This is a genomic window from Kribbella lupini, from assembly GCF_039529595.1.
In the GTDB taxonomy this organism is placed as follows: domain Bacteria; phylum Actinomycetota; class Actinomycetes; order Propionibacteriales; family Kribbellaceae; genus Kribbella; species Kribbella lupini.
Window position 1 is genome coordinate 2,235,803 of record NZ_BAAANC010000002.1, and the last position, 26,579, is coordinate 2,262,381.

General features: G+C 69.9%; 25 protein-coding genes. 11 read left to right on the top strand and 14 right to left on the bottom strand.

Annotated elements, in window-relative coordinates:
* Nucleotides 1-1,515: 1,515 nt before the first annotated feature.
* Nucleotides 1,516-2,484: a ParB/RepB/Spo0J family partition protein gene (locus ABD235_RS23990; protein ID WP_344177738.1), complete on the top strand. Its 969-nt coding sequence runs from the start codon at nucleotides 1,516-1,518 to the stop codon at nucleotides 2,482-2,484.
* 323 nt (nucleotides 2,485-2,807) lie between these two features.
* Here ABD235_RS23990 and ABD235_RS23995 read toward each other — a convergent pair whose 3' ends face one another.
* From ABD235_RS23995 to ABD235_RS24010, 4 genes are all read right to left on the bottom strand, one after another.
* Complete coding sequence (locus tag ABD235_RS23995; RefSeq protein ID WP_344177740.1) at nucleotides 2,808-3,161, bottom strand: DUF3817 domain-containing protein; 354 nt, start codon at nucleotides 3,159-3,161, stop codon at nucleotides 2,808-2,810.
* Entirely contained in the window at nucleotides 3,158-4,024 is an 867-nt protein-coding gene (locus tag ABD235_RS24000; RefSeq protein ID WP_344177742.1) for an SURF1 family protein, read from the bottom strand. Before ABD235_RS24000 ends, ABD235_RS23995 begins: the two co-directional genes overlap by 4 nt.
* A gap of 7 nt (nucleotides 4,025-4,031) precedes the next feature.
* Nucleotides 4,032-4,979: a D-alanine--D-alanine ligase family protein gene (locus ABD235_RS24005; RefSeq protein WP_344177744.1), complete on the bottom strand. Its 948-nt coding sequence runs from the start codon at nucleotides 4,977-4,979 to the stop codon at nucleotides 4,032-4,034.
* Nucleotides 4,980-5,120: 141 nt separating this feature from the next.
* Entirely contained in the window at nucleotides 5,121-6,431 is a 1,311-nt protein-coding gene (locus ABD235_RS24010; protein ID WP_344177746.1) for an aminotransferase-like domain-containing protein, read from the bottom strand.
* A gap of 199 nt (nucleotides 6,432-6,630) precedes the next feature.
* Here ABD235_RS24010 and ABD235_RS24015 point away from each other — a divergent pair, with 199 nt between their 5' ends.
* Genes ABD235_RS24015 through ABD235_RS24030 form a run of 4 tightly spaced genes read left to right on the top strand, consistent with a single transcriptional unit; the run spans nucleotide 6,631 to nucleotide 8,608 of the window.
* Complete coding sequence (locus tag ABD235_RS24015) at nucleotides 6,631-6,807, top strand: hypothetical protein (RefSeq protein WP_344177748.1); 177 nt, start codon at nucleotides 6,631-6,633, stop codon at nucleotides 6,805-6,807.
* Nucleotides 6,808-6,850: 43 nt separating this feature from the next.
* A complete protein-coding gene (locus tag ABD235_RS24020; RefSeq protein ID WP_344177749.1) occupies nucleotides 6,851-7,519 on the top strand; it encodes a GNAT family N-acetyltransferase in 669 nt (222 codons plus the stop codon).
* A gap of 19 nt (nucleotides 7,520-7,538) precedes the next feature.
* Complete coding sequence (locus ABD235_RS24025; protein ID WP_344177751.1) at nucleotides 7,539-7,934, top strand: DUF2784 domain-containing protein; 396 nt, start codon at nucleotides 7,539-7,541, stop codon at nucleotides 7,932-7,934.
* 29 nt (nucleotides 7,935-7,963) lie between these two features.
* Nucleotides 7,964-8,608 (top strand): permease prefix domain 1-containing protein, encoded by a 645-nt coding sequence (locus ABD235_RS24030; RefSeq protein ID WP_344177753.1) that lies wholly within the window; start codon nucleotides 7,964-7,966, stop codon nucleotides 8,606-8,608.
* Here the strand turns inward: ABD235_RS24030 and ABD235_RS24035 are convergent.
* Nucleotides 8,605-8,931, bottom strand: coding sequence for a PadR family transcriptional regulator (locus ABD235_RS24035; RefSeq protein WP_344177756.1), 327 nt, complete (start codon nucleotides 8,929-8,931; stop codon nucleotides 8,605-8,607). The genes ABD235_RS24030 and ABD235_RS24035 overlap by 4 nt on opposite strands.
* 81 nt (nucleotides 8,932-9,012) lie before the next feature.
* On the opposite strand from ABD235_RS24035, the gene ABD235_RS24040 reads away from it, so the two are divergent.
* Complete coding sequence (locus tag ABD235_RS24040) at nucleotides 9,013-11,145, top strand: MMPL family transporter (RefSeq protein ID WP_344177759.1); 2,133 nt, start codon at nucleotides 9,013-9,015, stop codon at nucleotides 11,143-11,145.
* 54 nt (nucleotides 11,146-11,199) lie between these two features.
* Here ABD235_RS24040 and ABD235_RS24045 read toward each other — a convergent pair whose 3' ends face one another.
* The 8 genes from ABD235_RS24045 to ABD235_RS24080 all read right to left on the bottom strand — a co-directional run bounded on the left by ABD235_RS24045 (nucleotide 11,200) and on the right by ABD235_RS24080 (nucleotide 21,242).
* Nucleotides 11,200-12,333 carry an N-acetylmuramoyl-L-alanine amidase gene (locus ABD235_RS24045; RefSeq protein ID WP_344177761.1) on the bottom strand — a complete coding sequence of 378 codons (1,134 nt, stop codon included), beginning with the start codon at nucleotides 12,331-12,333 and terminating at the stop codon, nucleotides 11,200-11,202.
* 58 nt (nucleotides 12,334-12,391) lie between these two features.
* Complete coding sequence (gene trxA, locus ABD235_RS24050) at nucleotides 12,392-12,709, bottom strand: thioredoxin (protein WP_202867696.1); 318 nt, start codon at nucleotides 12,707-12,709, stop codon at nucleotides 12,392-12,394.
* Between the two features lie 52 nt (nucleotides 12,710-12,761).
* On the bottom strand, nucleotides 12,762-13,760 hold the full coding sequence (gene trxB / locus ABD235_RS24055) for a thioredoxin-disulfide reductase (RefSeq protein WP_344177764.1): 999 nt from the start codon (nucleotides 13,758-13,760) through the stop codon (nucleotides 12,762-12,764).
* 118 nt (nucleotides 13,761-13,878) lie between these two features.
* On the bottom strand, nucleotides 13,879-14,634 hold the full coding sequence (locus ABD235_RS24060) for an anti-sigma factor family protein (protein ID WP_344177766.1): 756 nt from the start codon (nucleotides 14,632-14,634) through the stop codon (nucleotides 13,879-13,881).
* A gap of 112 nt (nucleotides 14,635-14,746) precedes the next feature.
* Nucleotides 14,747-15,445: an RNA polymerase sigma factor SigM gene (gene sigM / locus ABD235_RS24065; RefSeq protein WP_425553167.1), complete on the bottom strand. Its 699-nt coding sequence runs from the start codon at nucleotides 15,443-15,445 to the stop codon at nucleotides 14,747-14,749.
* Nucleotides 15,442-17,082, bottom strand: coding sequence for a protein kinase family protein (locus tag ABD235_RS24070; protein ID WP_344177768.1), 1,641 nt, complete (start codon nucleotides 17,080-17,082; stop codon nucleotides 15,442-15,444). Before ABD235_RS24070 ends, sigM begins: the two co-directional genes overlap by 4 nt.
* A 157-nt stretch (nucleotides 17,083-17,239) precedes the next feature.
* A complete protein-coding gene (gene murJ / locus ABD235_RS24075) occupies nucleotides 17,240-18,895 on the bottom strand; it encodes a murein biosynthesis integral membrane protein MurJ (protein ID WP_344177770.1) in 1,656 nt (551 codons plus the stop codon).
* A complete protein-coding gene (locus ABD235_RS24080; protein ID WP_344177772.1) occupies nucleotides 18,888-21,242 on the bottom strand; it encodes a DUF6049 family protein in 2,355 nt (784 codons plus the stop codon). Before ABD235_RS24080 ends, murJ begins: the two co-directional genes overlap by 8 nt.
* A gap of 63 nt (nucleotides 21,243-21,305) precedes the next feature.
* On the opposite strand from ABD235_RS24080, the gene ABD235_RS24085 reads away from it, so the two are divergent.
* The 4 genes from ABD235_RS24085 (at nucleotide 21,306) to ABD235_RS24100 (ending at nucleotide 25,635) form a co-directional block, all read left to right on the top strand.
* Nucleotides 21,306-22,736 carry a CCA tRNA nucleotidyltransferase gene (locus tag ABD235_RS24085; RefSeq protein ID WP_344178737.1) on the top strand — a complete coding sequence of 477 codons (1,431 nt, stop codon included), beginning with the start codon at nucleotides 21,306-21,308 and terminating at the stop codon, nucleotides 22,734-22,736.
* Between the two features lie 73 nt (nucleotides 22,737-22,809).
* Entirely contained in the window at nucleotides 22,810-23,478 is a 669-nt protein-coding gene (locus ABD235_RS24090; RefSeq protein ID WP_344177775.1) for a hypothetical protein, read from the top strand.
* Nucleotides 23,479-23,539: 61 nt separating this feature from the next.
* Nucleotides 23,540-24,154, top strand: a complete 615-nt coding sequence (locus tag ABD235_RS24095) for a hypothetical protein (protein WP_344177778.1) — start codon at nucleotides 23,540-23,542, stop codon at nucleotides 24,152-24,154.
* A gap of 44 nt (nucleotides 24,155-24,198) precedes the next feature.
* Nucleotides 24,199-25,635, top strand: coding sequence for an AAA family ATPase (locus ABD235_RS24100; protein ID WP_344177780.1), 1,437 nt, complete (start codon nucleotides 24,199-24,201; stop codon nucleotides 25,633-25,635).
* On the opposite strand, the gene ABD235_RS24105 is transcribed toward ABD235_RS24100, so the two are convergent.
* Entirely contained in the window at nucleotides 25,628-26,077 is a 450-nt protein-coding gene (locus ABD235_RS24105; protein WP_344177783.1) for a GNAT family N-acetyltransferase, read from the bottom strand. The two genes, ABD235_RS24100 and ABD235_RS24105, sit on opposite strands and share 8 nt — an antisense overlap.
* Before the next feature lie 120 nt (nucleotides 26,078-26,197).
* On the opposite strand from ABD235_RS24105, the gene ABD235_RS24110 reads away from it, so the two are divergent.
* The gene (locus ABD235_RS24110) at nucleotides 26,198-26,578 is read left to right on the top strand and encodes a VOC family protein (RefSeq protein ID WP_344177785.1); all 381 of its coding nucleotides are present in this window, start codon (nucleotides 26,198-26,200) and stop codon (nucleotides 26,576-26,578) included.
* The last annotated feature ends 1 nt before the right edge of the window (nucleotide 26,579 follow it).

Genomic DNA, 26,579 nt, shown 5'->3' on the forward strand with positions numbered 1-26,579 from the left:
GCTCCGGCAGCCGGGCGCCCGCGCACCGGCCAGCGGGAGTGCCCGGAGGCGCGGGTACGCACGCCGGTCAGGGCCGACGGTCAGCGTCGGGTGTGGGACGAACCTCTATCGGCTCGCCGCGAGGGGCGTGGGCGTTGGCGGACAGTAGTGGTCGACGACAGTCGCGGGCTGATCCATCGCCGCCTCCAGAGGTTCACGACCCGTGGGGGGACTGGCCGCAGTGCAGAAGCCCCGAAGCCGGAACATCCAGTTGTCGCAGTCCACAGGCACGGCATCGTCGCCTGCACTGCGGTCGCGAGGCCGGACGTCTACATGGGGAAGTCATCGGAGCTGGGTGCTTGGTTGGATCGTCGAGGATGAGTTCCGATCGCCTGCGGAATCGCGGGTTCGCGCCCCTCCGCCGGGTGGAAGGCTGTTGAGGTGGCGGTGGGCCTACCTGCAGGCTTATGGATGGCGCCCGCCGTTTGGCTGGGGACGGCCGGCAATCGTGGGGGCGGCGCTGACTGGGCCCGGCACGGCGGGGTCGGGGTGGCTCTGGTTCCGCTCGGCATGTGGGGTCGTGGTAGCGCTGGTTCCGCTCGGCATGTGGGTTGGGTCAGGGTTTGTGGCTGCGGGCTGGCGGCTAGTGAGGCGATCGTGCGATGTCCGCCGGGAGGTCTGGTCAGACCTCGCCGCATATCGCCAAACGGCCAGCATGGGCAGTCGCGGGGGATCCGTCGGACCGTAGCCGCGGAACTCAGGTGCTGACCGCAAGGGGCGACTGGTTCGGCACCCCTCGGTGGATGACGCGCAGCGCCGTTCGCAGGCGACCGCCGAGGAAGATTTGCCCGGCGCTCATCGGGTCGTTGGCAGCGTTGCTTTGTCGACATCTAGCTAAAAGGTCGCTGGCCTTCACCTCCGCGCTTTCGACTTAGACGGGGAGGGGCTCGTGGCCGGAGTAGCCGTTCGGCGAGGCCCCTTCCAGGCGCGTGTGACTACTGCTGATCAATCGGCTGGACAGCGGTGCTCAGTATGGCGCCCGCAGTCAGTCAGCTTCGAGATCGGGGTTCTCGCGGGAGCAGGACCGAGTGGTGTTAGCCGGCGGTGCTGGGAGGGAAGTTCCGCCTGAGGCGAAGGATTGCGCGTTTCACGTGAAACCTATTCGCCCTGAATTGGTCGGGGCGGAGCTGCGAGGTATCGCGCGGAGGGCGAAGTTGATGTGCGTCGTTTGTGGCTCGTGCAGGAGGGGCGGAGGCGTTCCACGTGAAACGGCGGTGGGTGGGGTGGGGCGAGGAGTGAGCGTCGTAGTTCGTTGTTGGTGTCGTATGGGATGCGTTCGTTGAGGCGGCGGTTAGGCCGGAACTAGAGGTGGTGTTGGCGCGGGGTCGCGGCGGACGGGGGTTGGGGTGAAGTGGCGACACGACATGGTGGGGGTGGGGGTGTTGGTTGCGGTGTCACCGGTTACCGTTGCGGGGTCGGTGGGTGGGTTTGGGGCATCGGCGGGTTGATCCGGTGGTAGCTGACGCGAGGAGCGGTATGAACACCAGGCTTGGACGTGGACTGGGTGCGTTGATTCCTAGCAACCCGGCTGCTGGCGGGTCGGCTCTGGGAAGCAAGTCGAACTCGATTCCGGGGGCGCCGCCGGTCAAGCCGGAGATTTCTGTGGGGGCGGCGGGCTCTGAGTTGGCGGCTGTGCCGGGGGCTGAGTTCGCGGAGATCGAGGTTGGGAAGATCACGCCCAACCCGAAGCAGCCGCGGAGCGTGTTCGACGAGGACGCGATGGCCGAGCTCGTGCACTCGGTGAAGGAGATCGGGCTGCTGCAGCCGATCGTCGTACGGCGGCTCGAGGGCGACAAGTACGAGCTGGTGATGGGCGAGCGCCGGTGGCGGGCGACCCAGGAAGCCGGCCTGGAGACGATTCCGGCGATTGTGCGGGACACGTCGGATGACGTGATGCTTCGGGATGCGCTGCTGGAGAACCTGCACCGGAGTCAGCTGAACCCGTTGGAAGAGGCTGCTGCCTATCAGCAGATGCTGGATGACTTCGGGTGCACGCAGGAAGTGCTCGCCACCCGGATCGGGCGGTCTCGGCCGCAGATTTCGAACACGCTGCGGCTGTTGAAGTTGCCGGCGTCGGTGCAGCGGCGAGTGGCGGCAGGGGTGCTGTCGGCTGGGCATGCTCGGGCGTTGCTCGGACTGCCGAGTGGGGACGCCATCGAGCGGCTTGCTCAGCGGATCGTTGCTGAGGGGCTGTCGGTTCGCACGGTCGAGGAGATCGTGGCGATGGGGGACATGTCGGCTGACGACCCAACACCGGCTCGGCGGCGGAACAAGCCGGTGGCTCCGCGGCTGGTGGATCTGGCTGACCGGCTCTCCGACCGGTTCGAGACTCGGGTGAAGGTCGACCTGGGGAAGACCAAGGGGAAGATCACCGTCGAGTTCGCGTCGATCGACGACCTCGAGCGGATCGTCACGCTGATGGATCCGAACAAGCAGAGCGAGTAGCCGGCCAAGAACAACGGCCCAAACAGAAGGCCGCCACCCGGTACATCCGGGTGGCGGCCTTCTGCTGTTCAGAGCGGTCTCGGCGGCTCGAAAGGGGCTCCAGAGGTCGCTGTGAGAGCGATTTTGGCCGATCGAGGTCGGCGCGCGACGGAGGCGAGGCGGCTTAGGATGCCGCTCACAGAACTTTTTGGGCCCTCTGGAGACGCATCAAAGGGCCAATTCGACAGCGTCAGTGGTCCAGATCGTCCGAGCAGACCCCTGTCGCGCTATGTCGACAAATTAATATAGCGGTTTGCGGGCCCAGTGTTTCACGTGAAACGAGGTCAGCGAGCGAGGTCGTGGTGGACCCTACGCTCGGCGTAGAACGACAAGAACGGGATCGTGCCGGCGAGCGCCACCAGGATCAAGCGGCCGAGCGGCCAGCGGACCCGGCGCGCCAGGTCGAACGAGAACAGCAGGTACACGACGTAGAGGAAACCGTGAAGGGGACCCACGACGTTCATGACCGCCGGGTTGTCGCCGAAGTACTTCAGGGGCATGGCGACGAAGACCAGGACGAGGAGCATGACGCCCACGACGTAGGCGATCGCTCGGTAGCGGGTCAGCGCCCCTCGGGTTGCCGCGGAGAGCGGCGGCTTGGTAGCGGACGGCGTGGCAGGGTCTGCGGGGGAGGTCACGCAGAAACGGTACCGCTTGGGTCCTCGTCAGCAGGGGGCTGGTGGTCGGGATCACCCGAGCGGTGGGCGTCGAGGACCATGCGGCCCCACATCCACAGGGTGAAGGCCGCGAAGATCCACCACTGGAAGGCGTACGCGACGTTGCGGAGACCGGCGTGGTCCGTGGGCGGGGACGGCGGCTCGACCATGGCCAGACCAGGAGCCGACGTACCGGCCGCCGGTGTGATGGGATCGGTCGCGGTCTGGACCACGAACGCGTCGTACACGCGGTAGTCGACCATGTGGACGATCGTCGGGATGCGCAGCGACTGCAGGATGCGAGTCTGGTTCACGTCACCCGAAGAGTCCTGGGCCTCGGAGCTCGCGATGCCGCCGGTCAGCGTGGCGGGACCAGTGGGCGCTTTCGCGGCAGGATCGTCGACAGAAGCGACCCATCCGCGCACGACCATCACGGCGCCCCGACCGGACGAGCCGGTGCCGTTCAGCAGCAGGGGAGTGACGACCCAGAAGCCGTCCCGCCCCTCGTGCGCCCGATCCGACACGTAGATCTGGTCGGCCGGCGAAGCCCACGTGCCGGACACCGTCACGCGCCGCGCGACCGCCGAAGCCGGCAGACCGGAGTCGATCGAGAAGAGCGACTGCAGCGGCACCGCAGGAATCGCGGCGCGACCAGCGGTGGCCGCGGCCGTCTTGGAGCGATAGACGTCGAGCTGCCAAACACCCAACACCGACATCACCGCGGCGATCGCCAACGCCAGCAGGAGCAGCGCCGACCAGCGAGGGGTCAGCGCAGTCCGCCACACAGGGCGATCAGCAGCGGTCATCGCAGCGGGGTCGGGATCGGTCGGCGGCGCAACGGTCATCGGGAACTCAACGAGCAGCGGCCGCGGCCAGCAGATCGCGGCACAGCACACCCAGCTCGATCCCAGCAGCCTCGGCAGCGAGCGGGACCAGCGATGTCTCTGTCATCCCCGGCGCCACGTTGACCTCGAGGAACCACGGCACCCCGTCGGCGTCGACGACCAGGTCCGACCGCGACAAGTCCCGCAGGCCAAGCGCCCTGTGCGCCGTCACCGCAGCGTCAGCACAGGCCGCCGCCACCGCGGCATCCAACCGAGCCGGTACGACGAACTGCGTCGCCCCCGCCGTGTACCGCGCCTCGTAGTCGTAGAACCCCGAGTCCGGCTGGATCTCCACCGCCGGCAGCGCCCGCGGCCCGTCGCCCGTGTCGACCACGGTGACGGCGACCTCGGTCCCGTCGATGTACCGCTCGATCAGCGCGACCGGGCCGTACGCGTAGCAGTTCACCATCGCCGACGGCAGCTCATCCAGCGTCCGCACGATCGAAGCGCCGAGCGCCGAACCGCCGCGCGCCGGCTTCACCACGAGCGGCAGCCCGATCTGGCCGACGACGGCTTCCATCAACGCCGCGGCGCCGAGCTCGCGGAACGTGTCGTGGCCGAGCACCACCGACTCCGGCGACTGCAGCCCGGCCGAGCGGACCATCGTGCTCGCGACCGGCTTGTCGAACGCCGTACGGCACGCGGCCGCGTCGGCGCCGACGTACGGGACGCCGTACAGGTCGAGGACCTGGCGGAGCGCGCCGTCCTCGCCGGTGACGCCGTGCAGGACCGGGAAGACCGCGTCCGGCGGGTCGTTGCGCAGGCGCTCGACCAGGCTCGCGTCGACGTCGCGTTGCTCGACCTCGACGCCCACGCTGCGCAGGGCGTCGGCGACGCGTCGCCCGGAGCGCAGCGAGACGTCCCGCTCGTGCGACAGACCGCCGGCCAGTACCAGCACTCGACCCAGATCACTCATAGAACTTTCCCGATCACTCGTGGGCGATTCCGGCTCGGCGCCGGTCCCGAGGCCCATGGGAACGGTACCGCTACCCGCTCGCGGACCCACGGGCCGCCCGAAGATCCCTGCACGGATTTAGCGCGAGCCGCCGGCCCCGCATCAGCTCAGCTCCGGACCCGGAGCGTCGTAGTCGTGGCCCGCGCCGGGAGTCAGCGGCCCGAAGGTCTGCCGCAGCTCGAGCTCCTCGTTGATCACCGCGGCCAGCCGGGCGACACCTTCGGTGATCCGTTCGGGCGTCGGGTGACAGTACGACAGCCGCATGCACTGCGAGCCGAAACCGTCGGAGAAGAAGGCCGTTCCGGGCACGTACGCGACGCGCGCCGTGACCGCGCGCGGCAGCATCGCCTTCGCGTCCAGGCCGTCCGGCAGCGTCAGCCAGACGTAGAAACCACCGTCCGGCTTCGTCCAGGTCGTTGCTGCAGGCATCTTCTCGGTGAGCGCCGCGAGCATCGCGTCCCGTCGCTCGCGGTACATCTCGCGGAACTGCTTCACCTGCCCCATCCAGTCGTGCCTGGTCAGGTACGACGAGATGGCCAGCTGGCTGAACACCGGTGGACACAGGGTCGCCGACTCCTGCGCCAGCACGAGTTTCTCCCGTACGGCGTGCGGCGCGACCGCCCAGCCCACCCGAAACCCCGGCGCGAACGTCTTCGAGAACGACCCGAGGTAGATCACGCCTTCGCGGTCGTCCGCGCGCAACGCCCGCCGCGGCTCGCCGTCGAAGCCGAGCAGGCCGTACGGGTTGTCCTCCAGCACCAGCAGGTCGTTGCGCTGGCAGATCTCCAGCACCCGCCCGCGCCGCTCCGAGGACAGCGAGACGCCGGCCGGGTTGTGGAAGTTCGGGATCGTGTAGAAGAACTTGATCCGCTTGCCGGCCGCACGCACGGTGGCGATCGCCTGCTCCAGCGCCTCCGGTACGACGCCGTCGTCGTCCATCGCGACGTGCACGACCTCACACTGGTACGCGCGGAAGACGCCCAGCGCCCCGACGTACGACGGCGCCTCGCAGATCACCACGTCACCCGGGTCGCAGAACACCCGCGTCACCAGGTCGACCGCCTGCTGGCTGCCGACGGTGACCACCACGTCGTCCGGATGCGCGTCGATGCCTTCCAGCCGCATCACGTCGCAGATCTGGTCGCGCAGCGTGGGATCGCCCTGGCCGGAGCCGTACTGCATCGCGGTGGCGCCGTGGTCGACGACCAGGTCGCGCACCGCCGAGCCCACCACGTCGAGCGGGAGACCGCCGATGTTCGGCATGCCGCCGGCCAGCGAGACCACCTCAGGCCGGCTCGCGACCGAGAACAGGGCCCGGATCTCCGATGCGGTCATGCCCTTGGTCCGTGCTGCGTACCGGTCGACGTAGTTGTCGAGACGGGTCTGCCGGACGTCGGGCAGGTCTGCACTCACGGAGCGGCTCCAGGGACTCGAGGGGGAAGTCTCAAGGCTACGCCGTGGTATCCGGGCGCGTGGATACCGATCGGCGCTTCCTCTCACTACCATGCCTTATAGGGGCAGGTTCGACCATGCCGCGGACTGGCAGCTGAGACGGCGGCCGGCCACACCTCACGCGGCGCGACCTGGCGGCACCGCGGAAGGCAGGATCGGAATGAGCGTGGGCAAGGCGTTCGGTTTGGCACTCGGAGGGCTGGTTCTCGGCCTGCTCGCCGGATTCGCCGGCGAGCTGTTCAGACGGCAGCCGGCGGACAAGGTGCAGCAGCGGTACGTCGCGCCGGAGGCGGCGGAGACGCCCGACGCGCGGACGCCGGCCCCGGCGGCGCGATGAGTTCCGAGGCTCCGATGAGTCCCGAAAGCACCAGGGCCCGCTGATGGCCCGCCGGCTGGAACCGTTGACGCTCGCCAACCTCGGCGAGCTCCCGGCGCCGTGCCGGGCCTGTGTGTTCTGGGAGCTCGACCCGGTGGCCGCCCAGACGGCGAACCGGACCGGCGACACCGAGCTGGAGAAGGAAGCCTGGCTGTCCCAACTCCTGCTCGACTGGGGGTCGGCGGGCTTCCTCCTGTACGTCGACGAGCAGCCGGCCGGGTACGTGATCTACGGTCCGGCCGCGAACCTGCCGCGGATCCAGGCGTTTCCGACGGCGCCGGTCAGCCCCGACGCCGTCGTCCTGGCGACCGGGCGGGTCCTGCCGCGCTACCTCGGGATGGGGCTCGGCAAGCTGCTCGTCCAAGCGGTGGCGAAGGACGTGCTCAAGCGGGGCTTCCGCGCCGTCGAGGCGTTCGGTGACTCGCGCTGGGACGGGCCGGGATGCGTCTGGCCGACCGACTTCCTGCGGGCGGTCGGCTTCGGCGTCGTACGGGAGCACCCGCGCAACCCGCGGCTGCGGCTGGATCTGCGGTCGACCGTGACGTGGCGCAGCGAGATGGAGGCGGCCGTCGAACGGGTCTGGGGTGTGATCCGGCCGGAGGCGCCGTCGCCGCGGCCGGTCACGGTACGCGAGGTCAAGGAACCCCAGCGCCTCCAGCACGCGCCCGGCTGACCACACAGAAGGGCCCGCCATGGTCTACCGCCTGCTCGCCGACGTGATGATGGTGCTGCACGGCGCCTTCCTGCTGTTCTTCGCGATCGGCGGGTTCTTGGCCTGGCGCTGGCGCAAGGTGATCTGGGCGCACCTGGCGGTCGGCGTCTACAACATCGTCAACGTCACGCTCGACTTCGCCTGCCCGCTGACCGGCGTCGAGAAGCACTTCCGCCGCGAGGGCGGCGAGGTGCCGTACGACGGCGGTTACATCGCGCACTACCTGGACGGCCGGATCTGGCCGGAGGGCGCCACCCCGATCGCGGAGAAGGTCGGGTTCGCACTGCTGATCGTCTCGTACGTCGGCTTCTTCGTGCTCGGTCACCGCCGCAAGCGCCGGGCAGCCAGGGAAGAATCAGTGGTCACCCGGACGTGAACCGGGCGCCGGTTCCCCATACTGGGACCGTGCCCAGTCCTGTCGACGTCTACATGGCCGACCTCAGCAGCGCGCTCAGCGGACCCCGTCGGCGCCGTGCCGACCTGATGGCCGAGGCGCGGGACAGCCTGGAGGACGCCACCGAGGCGTACGAGGCCGGTGGTCTGGGGCGCCTCGAGGCCGAGCAGAACGCGGTGGCCGACTTCGGCGAGCTGGCCGAGGTGGTCCCGGGGTACCGGGCGGAGCTCGGGATCGCGCAGAGCCGGCGTACGGCGTTGATGCTGTTCCTGGTGATGATCGCGCAGCCGATCGTCTGGCAGGAGGGCGCCTGGGCCTGGACGCAGCAGCCGGAGGGGACCACGCCGTTGCTCGACCTGCTCAACCGGTCGGTGATGGTGACCGGCTCGCTGTCGATCGTCGGAGCGGTCCTGGCCGTCGTCGGGACCGGTCTCGGCCTGCGCTACCCGTGGCTGCGGGAGCGGGTGGCCCGCGCGACGGCGGTCTTTGCCCTGGTCAGCGCTGCAGCGGTCGGCACGATCGCCGTGCTGATGGGCTGGTTCAGCACCGAGCTGGACGGCTCGAACCTGGCAGGACTCGGCGTGGTCGGCGGGTTCGTCCTGCTGCCACTGCTGCTGGTTTCCTACAGCGCTCAGCGCTGCCTGCGCCTGGCTTAGGTCGTTCGGGGCCGCAGTACGCCCTCGATGACCGTGCGGAACGTCTCCCACTCACCGCGCCCGTCCACGAGCATCTTCTGCCCGGCTGACGTCAGCTGGTACGTCCGGCGCTTCCGCCCGCTCACCGTGCTCCACTCGCTGGCCAGGTAGCCCGCGCGCTCGAGCCGGCGCAGCGCGGGGTACAGCGTGCCGGTCGGCAGGTCCACCGCGCCGCCGCTGCGTTCCTGCAGCGCCTCCATGATCGCGTAGCCGTGCAGGGGCTCGTGCTCGACGACCGCCAGGATCATCGGGTCGAGGTGTCCACGCAGCGCATCCGCCTTCATGTAGCCAGTCTACCCATACGGCTGCTACCGTCGTCAGTAGATAAGTAGAACGGCTACATGTAGCAAAGCGAGGCACAAACCATGACCGTCCAGACTCCCGTCCGGCCGCCGACCAGTCCGGGGCTGCTCCACCGCATCGCCGGCTGGGCCCAGCGGCACGCAGGCCCGGCCGTCGCCCTGTGGGTGCTCGCGCTGGTCGCGGTCACCGCCGCCTCGATGCTGGTCGGCAACGCGTACGAGAACGACACCTCGCTGCCCGGCACGGACTCCCAGCGCGTGATGGACGTGCTCGACAAGCACCAGCCACGAGGCACCGCCGACGAGCTGCAGATCGTCCTGGCGGGAGACCTGAACGAGCCGGCCACCAAGGCTCGCGTCGAAGCAATGCTCGGCAAAGTCCGCGACCTGCCGCACGTCGCCGAGGTCGCCGATCCGTACGCCGGTCAGGGCTCACTCGCGGAGGACGGCCGTACGGCGTACTCGACGGTGACGCTCGACGGCACCGGCGTTGATCCGGCGGCGGTCCGCGCGATCATCACCGAGGCTCAGAACGCTGCCCAGCAAGGGCTTCAGGTCGAGCTCGGCGGCGACGTCGTCCGGGAAGCGGCCGAGAGCGCCGGGGGAGCGGCCGAAGGCGCGGGCATCCTGGCCGCGCTGGTGATCCTCGTGTTCCTCTTCGGATCGTTGCTAGCGGCAACCTTGCCGTTGCTGACCGCGGTCTTCGCCGTCGGCAGCACGCTCGGCCTGCTGGTGCTCGCGTCGCACCTGTTCACCGTGCCCGACTACACCGCGCCGGTGATGATGCTGGTCGGTCTCGGCGTCGGCATCGACTACGCGCTGCTGATCTTCTCCCGCTACCGTGGCGAGCTCCGGCACGGCGTCGAACGCGAACGCGCCGCGGAGATCGCTCTCGACACCGCCGGCCGATCCGTCCTCTTCGCCGGCTGCACCGTCGTCATCGCACTGCTCGGCCTGCTGGCTCTGGGACTCGGAGCCCTGCAGGGCATGGCGCTCGGCGTCACGCTGACCGTCCTGATGACGATGCTCGCCGCGATCACCCTTCTGCCCGCCCTCCTCACCCTGTTCGGGAAGCGGATCGAGCGCAGCGTGCTCAAGCACGCCGCCAAAGCACGCCGTGCGCCGGGCGACGGCTGGCGCAAGCTCGCCGGTCTCGTCCAGCGCCGGCCGTGGACGCCGCTGCTGCTCGGCGTCACGGCACTCGTCGTCCTCTGCCTGCCCGCGCTCGACCTGCGGCTCGGCTTCGCCGACGCCGGCACCGACGACCCGGCGAAGACCAGCCGGAAGGCGTACGACCTGCTGGCCCAGGGCTTCGGACCCGGCGTGAACGGTCCGCTGATCGTCGTCACCGAAGGCGATCGCGCCGCGGCCGACACACTGAATCGCCGACTGGCCACCGAACCCGGGATCGCGGCCGTGACGCCGCCGCAGCCCAGTCCGGACGGCGCGATCTCCACGATGCTCGTCTTCCCGACCTCGGCCCCGCAGGACGAAGCGACCAACCAGCTGGTCGGCACGCTGCGGGATCAGACCCTGCCGGCGGTCGCCAAGGAGACGAAGGCGACGTACCTGGTCGGCGGCTCGACGGCGGCCGCGGTCGACTTCGCCGACGCGGTGAGCAGCCGGCTGCCGATCTTCGTCCTGGTCGTGGTCGGGCTGTCCGCCCTGCTCCTCCTGGCGGTCTTCCGCTCGGTGCTGATCCCGCTCAAGGCGGCCGTGCTCAACCTGCTCAGCATCGGCGCCGCGCTCGGCGTCATCACGCTGGTCTTCCAGGAGGGCTGGTTCGGTGCGCAGCCCGGGCCGATCGAGGCGTTCGTGCCGGTGATGATCTTCGCGATCGTGTTCGGGCTCTCGATGGACTACGAGGTCTTCCTGATCTCCCGGATCCACGAGGAGTGGCGGCGTAGCGGCGATCCCGTCCAGGCGGTCCGCGAGGGGCTGGCCAACACCGGCAGCGTGATCACTGCCGCGGCCGCGATCATGATCGTCGTCTTCGGGGCGTTCCTGCTCAGTCCGGACCGGATGCTGCAGCAGTTCGGGCTCGGCCTGGCGACCGCCGTACTGGTGGACGCGCTGCTGATCCGCTGCGTCGTCGTACCGTCGGTACTGCGGTTGTTCGGCAACCGCGCGTGGTGGCTGCCGCGGCGGCTCGACCGGATCCTGCCGACGATCGCGCTGGAACGTTCAGAAAACTGATCGGCCGGGCAGAAAAAGAGCCGCCCACCAGCAGGTGGGCGGCTCTCTCACGGCTCAGACAGTCAACTGACCGAAGCGCAGCATGCCGGTCGCGGCGTCCTGCTCCGGCGGGAGGTAGACCCGCTGGATCGCGACCACGATCGCCTCGGCGACCACGTCGCGGAACTCGGGGTCGGCCAGCCGCGACGCGTCGTGCGGGTTGGTCACGTAGCCGATCTCGAGCCGGACGGCCGGCATCCGCGTCCGGCGCAGCAGGTCCCAGGTCTTCTGGTGGGTGCGGCAGTTCAGCAGGTCGGTCCGGGCGACGATCTCGCGCTGGACCAGCCCGGCGAACTGCTCACCGATGCTGGACGACGTCCCGTGCAGGTCGGCGCCGTAGTAGTACGTCGCGACGCCCTGGGCCTCGGGGTTCATCGAGCCGTCGGTGTGCAGCGAGACGCAGAGGTTCGCGTCGGTCTCGTTCGCGAAAGCTGCTCGGGCCAGCTCGTCCGGACCCTGGTCGCGGCCACGCGACAGATAAGCCCGTACGCCGGTGGCGCCCAGCCGGCCCTCGATCCGGGCGGCCAGGTCGTAGGCCACGTCCGACTCCCGCAGCCCGAAGCCTTCCCAGCCGTAGTCGAAGCCACCGTGGCCCGGGTCGATCACGACGGTCTTGCCGGACAGCCGCGGACCAGCCGCGCGAACCGCCTCGGCGGACCGCAGCGCGTCCGGGCGGCCGCCGGTCGCCATCGGGCGGATCCGCTGCAGCGCCTTGAAGGTGGACGGGCCGCAGGTGCCGTCGGCCGGCAGGCCCATGTTGCGCTGGAACTCGGTCACCGCGCGCTGGGTGTCGGCACCGAAGATGCCGTCCACCCGCGCCACGGCGAACCCGAGCTCCTGCAACTTGGCCTGCAGGGCGAGCACGTCGTCCCCGGTCAACGGGTGCGACACGACGTACGTCAGCAACCGGTCGCCCAGCCGCCAGCGCGCGTCGTCGATCGCCCGGTAGGTCTGCGGGCCGACGATGCCGTCGATCATCAGCCCGCGTTGCTGCTGGAAGCCCCGTACGGCGTGCGCGGTCTCCTCGTCGTAGACGAAGTGGTCGCCCGGTGCCAGCAGGCCGAGACGCTGCAGCTTGCCGATGATCTCGGCCACCGCCTCGCCGCTGTCACCGATCCGGTAGATCCGGGCGCCGTTGCTGGCTTCCATCAATGCTCCTTGCCGTGCGGCGGAATCGTGTCCTCCGGAGAGGACGACATCAGGCAGTTCAGCTCGTGAAGTCGGCCAGTTCCTTCAGCAGCGCCGCCTTCGGCTTCGCACCGACGATGGACTTGGCCAGCTCACCGTTCACGTAGACGTTGATGGTAGGGATACCGGTGACGCGGTAGTTGCTCGGGGTGACCGGGTTCTCGTCAACGTTCATCTTCAGGAAGGTCAGCTTGTCGCTGTGGTCCTGCGCCAGCTCCTCCAGGATCGGGGAGACCTGGCGGCACGGGCCGCACCACTCGGCCCAGAAGTCCACCAGCACCGGCTTGTCGCTCTTCAGCACGGTCTGGTCGAACTCGGCATCGGTGACGGCGTTCATCTTCTCGCCCACGGCGAACTCCTTAAGAGGTTGGTACTCGAGGGGGTGTAGGTCAGACAGAGACGGGCTCGGTGGCTGCCGCCGCCGCGGCCGAGTCACTGTGACCCTCCGCGAACTCCAGCGTGGCCAGGAAGCGCTCGGCGTCCAGGGCCGCGGAACAGCCGGTGCCGGCCGCGGTGATGGCCTGGCGGTAGGTGTGGTCGACCAGGTCGCCGGCCGCGAACACGCCCGGCAGGTTGGTCTCGGTGGTGCCCGGCTGGACCAGCACGTAGCCGTCCTCGTCCAGGTGCACCTGGCCCTTGACCAGCTCCGAGCGCGGGTCGTGACCGATCGCGATGAACAGGCCGGTGACCGGCAGGTCGCGCTTCTCACCGGTGACGGTGTCGGTCAGCTGGACGCCGGTCAGCTTGCCGTCGCCCTGGATCTCCGAGACCGCCGAGTTCCAGGCGAACTCGATCTTGTCGTTCGCGAAGGCGCGCTCGGCCATGATCTTGGAGGCGCGCAGCTCGTCGCGACGGTGCACGATCGTCACCTTGTCGGCGAAGCGGGTCAGGAAGGTCGCCTCCTCGATCGCGGTGTCACCACCACCGACGACGGCGATCTCGTGCTGCTTGAAGAAGAACCCGTCACAGGTCGCGCACCAGGACACGCCGCGTCCGGACAGGACCTCCTCGTTCGGCAGGCCCAGCTTGCGGTAGCCCGAGCCCATCGCCAGGATCACGGTCTTGGCCTGGTGCACGGTGCCGGCCGAGTCGGTGACGGACTTGATGTCACCGGTCAGGTCCACGCTGACGATGTCGTCGGGGACCAGCTCCGCGCCGAAGCGCTCCGCCTGGTCGCGCATCTCCGACATCAGGTTCGGGCCCATGATGCCCTGCGAGAAACCGGGGTAGTTCTCCACCTCGGTGGTCGTCATCAACGCACCGCCGGCGGTCACCGAGCCCTCGAAGACCAGCGGCTCCAGCTGCGCCCGCGCGGCATACACCGCAGCGGTGTAACCCGCGGGGCCCGAGCCGATGATGATCACGTTGCGAACGGCTGTGTCGCTCACGAATGGCCTTCCTAGCTTCCGAAGAGACTTGACGTCGTACTCAACGGATCCTAGAGGCCGACCATTCCCACGGTACCCATCGCGGCCGTTCGGCAAGCCAGTGGCTCACCGAACGGAATCAGCGATTGCGCAGGGTGACAGTGGTGTCGTAGAAGGGCGTCGCGATCCCGCCGGAACCGCTACATCCGGTCACCACGAAGACCTTGACCTCCCGGGCCGATCCACCCGGCAGCCCGATCACCGTCGACCGCTTGCCGTCGACCGTCGCGGGCTGCACCAACCGGAGCTCGGAGTCCGGCTGGGTGGAGGCGAACTGCCTGGCGCAGTCCAGCTCGGCGGCTTCGCCGTGCAGGACCGGGCCCTTGGCTCCCTCGAGCCAACGCTGGGCGTCCGGACCCACCTGATCGGTGGAGATGCTGGGCACCGACGTCGGACTGCCGATCCCGGCAGCGCCTTCCTGGCTGTGGTCCGCGGTGGCCAGTACGACGCCGACCACCCCGGCTCCGGCGATGACGATCACGGCCGCCGCGGCGAGCAGCAGTTTCGGCAGGTGCCGGCGGGGCTCCTCGCGGAGCTGGACCAGCGAGTGCACCCCGACCGTCGAGGCGCGCAGTACGGACTCCGACGCGATCACGGCGTTCAGGTGCTCGGCCACGTCGGCCGGCATCGGGATGTCCATCCGGCCCTCGTCGGCCAGGTCCTCGGTCAGCTGCAGCAGCGCGTCGTACGTCTGCTGGCAGTCCGGGCAGGCCTTCACGTGCTCCCGGGCGCTGTGCGCCTCGGGCGCGGGCAGCAGGTTCTCGATCAGGTCGGCGATGGTGTCGGTGTCGAGGTGCTCGAGGTGCTCACTGGTCGGCAGACCGGCGTCGGTCATCGTGGATCCGCCCCCTCGCGGGACGTGCGCAGGTTGGTCATCGGTGGAGTGCTCCGGTCGGGGTGCGCGGACAGGTCGCGGGTGGGCGACTCTGCTTCGACGGGCGACCCGGTCATTCGGTTCCCACCGTTCCCGAACTCGTCGTGGCCGTCTTCTTGACCGCCGGTACGTCGTCGTCGGCGCCGCCACCGCGGGTGGTCTGCCAGTGCCGCAGCAGCGGGAGCAACTTGGCCCGCCCCCGCGCGCAGCGGCTCTTCACCGTGCCCGGCGCGCACCCGAGGATGGCGGCCGCCTCCTCGATCGAGTACCCCTCCATGTCGACCAGGACCAGCGCGCTGCGCTGGTCCACGTTGATCTGCTTCAGTGCGTGCAGCACGTCCAGCCGGCGCTCCCGCACCTCGGCCGGGTCGTCCTCGGCCGGGCCGGCCAGCTCGGCGGCGCGGTCCTCGTCCTCCGGCAGCGGGTCGGCGGCCCGGACCTGCCGGCGGCGGATCCGGTCCAGGCAGGCGTTCACCACGATCCGGTGCAGCCAGGTGGTCACCTTGGCGTCGCCGCGGAACGAGTCGGCCCGGCGGAACGCCGAGATGAACGCCTCCTGCAGCGCGTCCGCGGCCTCCTCCGGCTCGCCGAGCGTCCGGATCGCGACCGCCCACATCCGGTCCCGGTGCCGCTTGACCAGGTAGCCGAACGTGTCGGGGTTGCCGGCCACGTGCAGCCGGAGCAGCTCGTGGTCGTCCATCGCCTCGTAGCCCTGCGGCGGCACCGTCCCCGGGCTGGGGGGCGGGCCGATCCGGGTGATGTCGGAGGTCATTTCTGGATCTTGACCTCCGAGATCTCGCCGCGGTACCCGCCGCCCTCCTTGGGCAGCTTCGTCAGCCAGACCAGAACGTACCGCGACTGGACCGGCGCGGCCGGCTTCAGCTCGGCCGACTCGCCCGCGTCCTCGGCCTTGGCCACCGACTTCCAGCCGCTGGCGGCGGCCGGCGACGTGTTCGGGTCGTCCTCCGGGACCATCAGCTCCAGGTCGGTGCCGTCACCGACCAGGCCGACCGTCACCGACGACACGGCGGTCACCTGACCGAGGTCGTAGACGATGCCGACGCCGGGCTTGGTGCCGCCGAGGTCGGGCCGGTTCTTGTACGACATCGTCGTCCAGGTCGTGCCCGGCTTCTTGTCGTACGTGTTCGGCACGTCCTCGGGGTGCTCCTCGCCGTTGCCCTTCGGCTCCGGGTCGAAGTCCTTGGCGCCCACGATCGTGGCGGCCGCACCGGTCGACGGCGGCGGGCCGGAGCTCTGCGGCGCGTCCGGCGTCGTCTCGCTGCCGCCCTGCTCCTTGTTGATCGCGCCCTTCACCAGGAACTGCGCCATCAGTACGACGGACAGCAGCGCGAGCACCGCCAGCAGGATCAGGATCCGCCCACCCCAGCTGCCGCCCCGCCGAGGCTCGTCGACCGGTGGCCGCCGTCGGCCGCCGCCGTTCTGCGCGGGCTGCTGGCGCCGTACCGGCTGGGTCTCCTGGGTCGACGCGTACGCCGCCTGGGCCTGGCCGTTGCTGTGGGCTCGTGGCGGGGTCGGGTCGAGCGCGGGCGGCGGCGTGGCCGGAACGACCTGAGTGGCGTCGTCGATGCTGCCGTTCTGCCGGGCGACCGCGACCGTCTCGTCCATTTGGCTCGGCGGCTCGTGCGAGCTGCCGACGACACCGGACAGGGCGGCCGACAGTCCGGCCGCGCTGGTGATCACCGCGGCGTGGTGCCGGGGCGGGTCACCGAGCAGCCGGTCGGCGATGTCGTCGAGGGAGCGCGGTACGCCGGCGCGGACCTGACGTGGGCTGAGCAGTCGGCCGTGCTCGACCGGAGCGGGCTGCAGCCCCCAGGCCGGAGCCGGTCCGGGCCAGCGGCCGGTCAGCGACGCGTAGAGGAGCTCACCGAGCGCTCGGACGTCCTGCTCCGGCGTACCGGGGCCGGTGGAGCGCAGCGCGGCTTCGGTGGCGAGCCCGACCACCTTGATCGCACCGGCATCGGTGACGACGACCGTGGCCGGGCTGATCGAGCCGTGCGAGTGACCGGTGCGGTGCAGGTTCTCGAGCGCTTCGGAGACCTCGCGGGCCAGCCAGCCGGCCTGCTGGCCGGTCAGCGGTCCGGCGCCGAGCATCCGCTCCAGCGGGCGGCCGCCGGCCCACTCGCGCACGCAGTAGGTGACACCTTCGAAGACGTCGCAGTCGAGCACGCGCAGGAAGCGGGGGTCGTTCGCGGCCGCGGCACGCCGGGCCGCGTCGAAGAGGACGTTGGTCCGGGGGTCGCCCACCGGGAGGACGTCCACGACGACCGCTCGGCTGAGCACCTCGTCCACTGCCCGCCACACCCGCGCACCGTCGATCTCCGCGAGCAGCTCGGCGATCCGGTAGCGGCCGGCGAGCAGGGCACCAGGACTGACGGTCTGGTTCGACACGGTGTCTCTCGCCCTCCTCGATGCACTGGTCGGCCTGCGTCTCCGCTCCGGATCCGTCGCGAGGACCCGGTTGCGAGCGGATGGCGGTCCGATCGCAGCCCCATGCTAGTGCCCTGACCCACCCAACTGGCGGGCACGAGTGCACAAGCAGCGCGGATCAGGAGCGGCGGGCCCTTCCGGGCAGCTTCGATGTGACCATGGACACCACGTCGGTGACCTCGTGGATCCGCAGCACCCGGGCGACCCCGACGTACACCGGCAGCATCACCACGGCGCCGATGCCGAGCTGGAGGATCGAGGCCACCGGGCCGCTCCACTCGACCTGCGCGTTCACGACCGACAAGACAGCGCGGCCGATCCCGGCGCCGATGACCGCGGCGATCACCATCGCGAGCATCGGCAGCCCGATCCCGGCGCCGTGCACCCGCGGCACCTTGCGGGACAGCACCCGCCGCGAGATCACCACCGCGACCAGGTACGACAGCGCGTACGCCGCCCCGAGCATCACACCGCTGTAGCGCAGGTGGTCGGCGTCCAGGATCACCCTGACGCCGACCAGCGCGGCGGTGATGTTGGTGGCCGCGATGGCGACCTGCAGGAAGAACGGCGTCCGGGTGTCCTCGAACGCGTAGAACGTGCGCAGCTGGAAGTACTGCACCGTGTACGGCACCAGGCCGAGCGCCAGCGTCATCAGCGTGTACGCCATCAGCGTCAGGTTGTTCTTGCCGGAGCCGTAGCCGGCGATCACCGACACGATCGGGTGCGCGAACGCGACCATCGCGGCCGCGGCCGGGACGACGATGGCCAGCGTCTGCCGGATCGAGCGCGCCGACAGCCGGGCCACCTCGGTGACGTCGCCGTCGGCGGCCAGCGACGACATCTGCGGCATCGCGGCCGTCGCCAGCGAGACGGTCACGATGCCGTGCGGCACCAGGATGATCAGCATCGCCGTGCTGTACGCGAACAGACCCGCCTTCGCGCCGGGGTCGTCGCTCGCGCTACCGGCGATCGCGAGCTGGGTGACCACGACGAGCGTCACCTGGTTCACCGCGACGAACAGGACCGTCCACAGGCCGAGCTTCGCGGTGTGGCCGAGCCCGGTGCCACGCAGCCCGAACTTCGGCCGGTAGTGGTGACCGCTGGCCCGGAGGTACGGCAGCAGGACGAGCAGCTGGACCGCGATCCCCACCGTGTGGCCGAGGCCCAGCAGCAGCTCCTCGTTCGTGCTGTACGTCGGCGGGTTGTCGCCGGTGCGGTAGACCAGCAGGAAGACCACGATCGACGCGCAGGCGACGATGTTGTTCGCGATCGGCGCCCACATCATCGGGCCGAACCGGCGCCGCGCGTTCAGCACCTGGCCGACCAGCACGAACGCGCCGTAGAAGAAGATCTGCGGCAGGCAGAGCCGGACGAACATGATCATGTTCGCCTTCTCGGCCGCCCGGGACGGGTCGTGCAGCTCCTTGGGCAGGTACAGCTCGGCGATCGCCGGGGCCAGCAGCACGCAGCCGACGGTCACGACCGCGAGCACGACGAACCCGAAGGTGAGCAGCCGGTTGGTGAAGTCCTGGCCGCCGTCGTCGTGGTTCTTGATCGCGCGGACCAGCTGCGGCACCAGCACGGTGTTGAACACGCCGCCGGCCAGCAGGATGTAGAGGCTGTTCGGGATCGTGTTGGCGGCGGTGAAGATGTCGCCGCGCAGCGCGGTGCCGATCGCGGCCGCGAGCAGGGCGATCCGGACGAAGCCGAGCAGGCGGGACAGCACCGTCCCGGCTGCCATCACCGCCGCGGAACGCAGGGTGCGGTCAGCCATCCTTCGACCCGACTCCTTCTTTCAGACTCTCGGGGGTGATCCGCAGCGGTTCGGCCGGGGCCAGCGGGTTCGGCTCGTCCGGATGGGACTCGTCGGGGCCGAGCCCGTTCGACGGGGTGTCGGCCGCCAGCGCGGCCGGGTCGATCGGGGCCGGGTGCAGGGGGTCGTCGCCGGGCTCGGGTGTCGGGTTGCGCCGCTCCGAGCGCACCCGCCGATAGATCCGGACCGCCGACGTACCGAACAACAGAGCGACGGCGGAGCCGACCAGGATCCAGCCGACACTGCCGTACTGCGCGGCCTGGATGACGAGCTCGCGCGAGCTGCCGACCGACAGCTCGTCCACCGTCACCACCTGCGCCTCGGCGCGGATCAGGCCGTTCTGCTCGGCGCTCGCGTCGATCTGGTACGTCGCCTTCTGCCCCGGCGGGATCGTCCGGATCTGGACCGGGTCGATCCGCAGGTCGGTCCGGTTGACCGAGCGGACCACGACCCGGACCCGGACCGACAGCGGCAGCTCGTTGGCGATGGTCAGCGGGAACGTGCCCTTGCTGCCGGACAGGTTCACCTTCAGCTCGCGGCCGTTGGCGCCGGCGTTGGTGACCAGGTGGACCTTGCCGAGCAGGGAGTTCACCGAGCTCAGCTCCGCGGTCGCGAACCGCTGCGACTCGTCGGGGAAGCCGCGCCAGCTGGTCGACGTGCTGCGCAGCAGCGCGCGGCGCAGGTTCTCGTCGGCGCGGGAGCGGTCGGTCAGCAGCGAGAGGTACGTCGTGGTCGCGCTCGCCAGCGACTTGACCTGCTGCAACTGGTTGGCGGTCAGGCCGGGCGTGGAGCGCGGCACGTTCGGGCCCCTGGTCAGCACCGGCTTCGCCTGCGGGTGGGCCGGGTCGGCGCGGTAGAAGACGTCCAGGCCGACCGGAGTTGTCCAGGGCAACGTCAGGCCACTGGCCAGCGCGGCCGTGGACTGACCGGTCTCGTCCCAGCCCCGCGGCGGCAGGGCGACGACGGTGATCTGCCCCTTGCCGGTCGAGGCGAGCAGGGCGGTCTCGGCGGCGAACCGCTGCCGGACCTGGATCGGATCGTTCGCGGTCGTCGGGTCCGGGCCGCCCGCGGTCAGCGCCGAGTCGGCGATCACCGTGCGGACGCTCTTCACCGGGCCCTCGGGCGTCGTGATGTCGTACATCGGAGTCGGCGCCAGCGCGGGGCGGGTGTTGGGCGTCCAGGCGGAGCTGGGGACCAGGTTGACGTCGTCGGGCTTCGTCCCGGCGTACCCGGTCGAGGCGGCGGCGAGGGTGCGGCTGCTGGCGGAGCCGTTCTCCAGCCACAGGCCGGACTGGAAGTACTGCGGACCGCCGAGGTTGTACTGCTCGGTCGCGGTGCGGGTCTGACCGACCAGGTCGCGCAGCGGGGCGCCGCCGTCGATCAGGCTGCCGACGTCCGGGTCGCCGTACGGGAGCAGCACCACGGGATTGCGGGCCCGGCTCGCGTTGAAGGCCGCGATCCAGGCGGCGGCGACCTTCTGGCCCTTGCCGGCCCGGGTCTGGCCGTTGTCGGTGACGCGGTAGCCGGCGGCCATCCGCTTGACCTCGTCGAGCATCGCCGGGTCGACCAGCCAGGTGACCTTCTGGGCCTTGCCGATCGCGAGCAGTCGGCCGAGCTCACCGGCCGGGGCCAGCGCGTCCGCCAGAGAATCGTTCGTGAACCGGTCGCCGGTCAGCAGCGTCGGGCGGTGCCGCAGCGGGATCACCAGGGCGGTGCTCACCTTGCGCGGCATCGGCGTCGCGGGGACCACCGGCATCAGGGTCCGGGCCAGGCCGGCCGAGATCCGGCCGGTGTCACCGGTCTCCTCGTTGGTGTAGTCGCCGCGGAAGCGGACGCCGACCGTGTAGGCACCAGGCTGCTTGGAGGTCAGGCCCCAGTCCGACCAGCGCACCACGAGCCGGAACGGGACCGTGGCCTTCGGGGCCAGCGGGGCGTCGTACTCCTGGAAGGTGGTGGAGTCGGAGTTGTTCAGCCCGACGCAGTCGTTGCGGTCGTTCAGCGGCTGGTCGGCCTCGGTCGGGATCGCGGCCAGCTGCGCGCGGGTGGTCAGCCGCTTGTCGACGATGCAGACCGCGGCCTGCGGGTTGCCCAGCGTGGCCGAGCTGGTGTTGGTGACCCGGCCGGTGATCACCACCTGGTCGCCGACCTTCGGCGCGGTCGGCGTGAAGGAGTCGATGGCCACGTCGACCACCGGGTCCTCCGCCGAGGGGGCGGCGGCCGCGTCCGGGGCCGGCTGGGCCGCCACCGACGCAGCGATCACCAGGCTCGCGCCCACGCTCGCGCAGAGCCTCAGTCGCCGTCTGAACACGCCGTCACCGTAACCTAGTTCCCCGTGTCTCCTACTCCCGACCAGTCGCGCTCCTCCGGATCGTTGTCCGCCATCCAGCGGCAAGGCGTCCAGGCGCTGCTGAAGATCGCCCCGGTGGTCGACGAGCTGGGTGCCCGCTTCGACGCGGCCGGCCACGAGATCGCGCTGGTCGGAGGTCCTGTGCGCGACATTCTCCTCGATCGTGGGAGCAAGGATCTCGACTTCGCCACCTCGGCCCGGCCCGACGTCGTCCAGCGGCTGCTGGCCGGCTGGGCCGACCACGTCTGGGACATCGGCAAGGCCTTCGGCACCATCGGCTGCCGCAAGGACGACTGGGTCCTGGAGATCACCACCTATCGCTCGGAGTCCTACGATCCCACCTCGCGCAAACCGGAGGTCGCCTACGGCGACACCCTGGAGGACGACCTGGCGCGGCGAGACTTCGCCATGAACGCGATGGCGGTGCTGCTCCCGTCCCACCGCTTCGTCGACCCGTACGGCGGTCTCGAGGACGTCGCGCACAAGGTGATCCGGACGCCGGGCTCCCCGGAGGACTCGTTCTCCGACGACCCGCTGCGGATGATGCGGGCGGCGCGCTTCGCGGCCCAGCTGGCGTTCACCCCCGACCCGGCGGTGGTCGAGGCGATGACCGCGATGGCCGACCGGATCGCGATCGTGTCGGCCGAGCGCGTCCGCGACGAGCTGGAGAAGCTGGTCTGCGCGCCGTACCCGCGGGTCGGTTTGGACCTGCTCGTGTCGACCGGGCTGGCCGACCACGTGCTGCCGGAACTGCCGGCGCTGCGGCTCGAGCTGGACGAGCACCACCGGCACAAGGACGTCTACCAGCACTCGCTGACCGTGCTCGACCAGGCGATCGACCTGGAGCCGCGGCTGAAGAAGGACGGCATCGAGGCGCCGGACTTCGTGGTCCGGTTCGCCGCGCTGATCCACGACATCGGCAAGCCGAGGACGCGCAAGTTCGAGGGCGACGGCAAGGTCACCTTCCACCACCACGACGTGGTCGGCGCGAAGCTGGCCAAGAAGCGGATGCGGGCGCTGCGGTTCAGCAACGAGCAGATCGACGACGTCGGCAAGCTGGTCGAGCTGCACCTGCGCTTCCACGGGTACGGCACCGGCGAGTGGACCGATTCCGCCGTACGCCGGTACGTCCGCGACGCGGGCAAGCTGCTGAGCCGCCTGCACGTGCTGACCCGGGCCGACTCGACCACGCGGAACAAGCGCAAGGCGGACGCCCTGCGCGCGGCGTACGACGACCTGGAAGTGCGGATCGACCGGCTGCGCGAGCAGGAGGAGCTGGACTCGATCCGGCCCGACCTGGACGGCAACCAGATCATGGAGATCCTCGGGATCGGGCCCGGTCGCGAGGTCGGCGAGGCGTACAAGTTCCTGATGGAGCTGCGGATGGACCAGGGCGAGATCGGTGCCGAGGCCGCTCGCGAGGCGCTGCTCGCCTGGTGGGCCGCGCGCGGGTGAGCTGATCAGCGGTGACCTGATCGTGGCCTGTGAGTTGTACACAGCTCTGTCCACAGGAAGGTAACTTCTGTGGATGGAGTGGTTGCTGGCCGCCCTGGGAGGCGGTGGGGTGGTGCTGCTGGGCCGGTACGTGTGGGACCGGCGCAGCGCTCGTCGCGGCGACGCCGAGGAGCTGGCCGAGATCCGGCGGCTGGCCGACGAGGACATCACTCTGCTCGGCGAGGAGCTGGCGCGGCTCGACGCCCGGGTGACCGGGCGTGAGCTGGACGTCGATGCCCGGGCGGACTTCCAGATCGCGCTCGACGCGTACGAGGCGGCGCAGCGCGCGGTCAAGGGGATCCGGTCCGCCGAGGGGATCAGCGCGGTGACCGACGCGCTGGCGACCGGGCGGTACGCGATCGTCTGCGTCCGGGCGCGAGTCGAGGGCGAGCCGGTCCCGATCCGGCGGGTGCCGTGCTTCTTCAACCCGCAGCACGGTCCGTCGACGACCGACATCGTGTGGACGCAGCCGAAGTACGGCACCCGCACCGTCCCGGCCTGCGCCCAGGACGCCGCGCGGGTGCGCGCGGGTGAGGACCCGGAGGTGCGGTACGTCCGGTACGGCCTCCGACGGGTCCCGTACTGGGAGGCCGGCGCGGCCGTCACGCCGTACGGGCGGGGGTACTTCGCGCTCGGTCCGTGGACGAGCTACGTCCCGCTGACCGGCTTCGAGAAGAACGGCGAGACCGGGCCGGACTCCTGATCGTTCCGTTCCACGTGGAACGAAGAGCAGTCCACGCGACGAGCTGGTCTAGTCTCCGGCCATGGACTTGTGGAGCATCATCGGCTGGGGCGGTTCGGCCCTGGTGGTCGCGTCGTTGCTGCAGACCCGGATCCTGCGGCTCCGCCTGCTGAACCTGGTCGGCTGCGTCATCCTGGTCGCCTTCAACCTGGTGATCGGCGTCTGGCCGATGGTCGGCATGAACGCGGTGCTCGCGGTCATCAACGTCGTCCAGCTCTACCGCCTGCTCCGGCACCGCCACGACACCTCCGAGTACGCCGTGCTGCAGGTCGGTGCCGGTGACACCTACCTGAAGCACGTGCTGGACGCGCACGCCAAGGACATCAGCCGCTTCAACCCCGACTTCTCCGTCCCCACCGCGCCGTACGCGTTCCTGGTCCAGCGCGGCGAACGCACCGTCGGCGTCGTCCTGGCCCACGACGCCGGCGAGGGTCGCGCACAGATCGACCTGGACTACGTCCTGCCGGAGTACCGGGACTTCACCCCCGGCGAGTTCGTCTACCGCCGCAGCGACGTCTTCACCGACCACGGCTTCCACCAGGTCGTCGCCCCCCGCCGCATGCGCGAGTCCGCCTCCTACCTCGACAAACTCGGCTTCCACCGCGAAGGCGCCGACCTGGTCCTCAACCTCAGCTGACGCAAGTTGTATAAATGTATTTATAATAAGTACACTCATACATCATGCAGAAGCCTGACTGGATCTTCGCCCGCGACGCCGAGTGGCAGCACCTGTCGCGTTTCGCGGATGGTGCGCCTGAGCGCCCCCGGTTGGGGGTCGTCAGCGGCAGGCGTCGGCAGGGTAAGACTTTCCTGCTCCAGGCGCTGGCCGAGCAGACCGGCGGCCTGTACTTCGGAGCGACACAGGCGACCGAGACGGAGTCGCTCGCGCTGTTCGCCGACGCGCTCGCCGCGCACACCGGCGCCGCCGCTCCGCCGCGGTTCGAGAGCTGGGACGACGCGATCCGGTACCTCTTCGCGCTGCCGCCGTCGGCTGGTCCGTTCGTGATCGACGAGTTCCCGTACCTGAGCAAGATGTCGCCGTCATTGCCGTCGATCCTCCAGCGTGAGTTCGACCGTGCGGTGCCGGAGGGCCACGCAACGCAGTTGCTGCTCTGCGGATCCGCGATGTCGGTGATGGGTGGACTGCTCTCCGGTACGGCGCCGCTACGCGGCCGGGCGAACCTCGAACTGATCGTCAAGCCGTTCGACCACCTGCTCGCCGCCGAGTTCTGGCAGGTGGAGGATCCCAGGCTGGCGGTTCTGCTGCACTCGGTCGTCGGCGGCACTCCGGCGTACCGGCGGTTCGTCGACGAGGACAGCCCGCGATCGGCGAAGACCTTCGACGACTGGCTGCTGCGCACCGTGCTGAGTCCGGCCAGCCCGCTCTTCCGCGAGGCACGTTACCTCCTGGAGGAGGAGACCGAGGTCCGGGACACCGCGCTCTACCACTCAGTGCTCGCAGCAGTTGCCAATGGCAACGGAACGCGCGGAGGTATCGCCAACTACATCGGGCGCAAGGCGACGGATATCGGTCACCACCTGCTGGTGCTGGAGGACAGCGGGTTGCTTCGCCGGCAGCAGGACCTCTTCCGTTCCGGCCGATCGATGTACCAGGTGGCCGAACCGCTGGTCGTGTTCTACCAAGTGGTGATGCGCCCGCAGTGGGGTTTGCTGGAGAGCGGGCGCTCGGCGAACGTCTGGTCCGCCGCGCGCCAGCGGTTCGCCTCCCAGGTCGTCGGCCCGCACTTCGAGCAGCTCTGCCGTGATTTCGCGATGGCCGCTCCACCCGACCTGTACGGCGAACTGCCGGGGGAGATCGGAGCGGGCGTCGTTGCCGATCGTTCCAGGCGGTCCCAGATCGAGATCGACGTCGTCGTACTCGCGCCCGCGCAACCGGGTCAGCGCCGTCGGGTGCTGGCGCTCGGCGAGGCCAAGTGGGGCGAGGTGATGGGGCGCCGTCATGTGGCCCGCCTGGAACGCGCTCGCGAGCTGCTCTCCAAGGACTACGACACCAGCGGCACGGTTCTTGCCTGCTACAGCGGCGCCGGGTTCGAGCCCGACCTCGAGCCCGCTGTTCTGAAGGTAGGCCTCGAGGATCTGTACCGTCCCCTCAGCTGAGTAGCTTGGCGAAGCAGAGGGATGCCGGTTCGTCTTCGAAGGGTGGATAGGCGGGGATCGGCTGGTAGCCGTGGCCGGTGTAGAGGGCGATGGCGGCGTGCTGCTCGGTGCCGGTTTCGAGGCGCAGGGTGGTCAGGCCCTGGTCGACGGCCTGGTTTTCCACAGCGGTGAGGAGCAGGCGGGACAGGCCCCAGCCGCGGGAGGACGGTTCGACGTACAGGCGCTTGATCTCGCCGAGCTCCGAGGTGACCGGTTGGAGGCCGATGCAGCCGACGGGGGTGCCGTCGACGAGGAGCAGCGTGAAGGCCGTGTCCGGGTGCGGGGTGACGAGCGGCTGGTCCTCGCCGTAGAGGGCGGCGAGCTCGGCCTGCTGGGCGGTGGTGAGCGCGACCAGCGTGGGGTCGGTGGGTGCGACCGGGTGGAGAACTGCGCCGTCGATCATGCGGCGGACGCTAGCAAGCAGGCATGACGCGGCTGTTTCGGAAAGCTCTCCGCGGCCGGGACCGGCAGTGAGGTCCTCCGCCTTGACCTCAAGCGGGCTTGAGCGGTGAGGATCCTCGGCATGGTGATGACGTTGCGGGTCGAGGTGTTCGCGCGGGACCTGGAGGCGGCCGGTGAGTTCTACCGCCGGGTGCTCGGCTTCGAGGAGCTGAACCGTCAGCCGGGCTACCTGTGGATGGGACGAGGGACGGCACGGATCGGGATCGGCGAGCGGTCGGAGGTGGTCGACCCCGCGCACCGGCGGGTGCCGGCCGGGACCGAGCTCGTGCTCGAGGTGGACGACCTGGACGCGGAATACGCGCGGGTGGTCGCCGGCGGTTGGCCGGTCGAGAGCGAACCGCGGACGCAACCGTGGGGGCTGCGGGACTTTCGGCTGTTCGACGCCGATGGTTACTACTTGCGACTCACGAGCCGTGGCAGAACGACGGGCGGCGTGCTCTGAT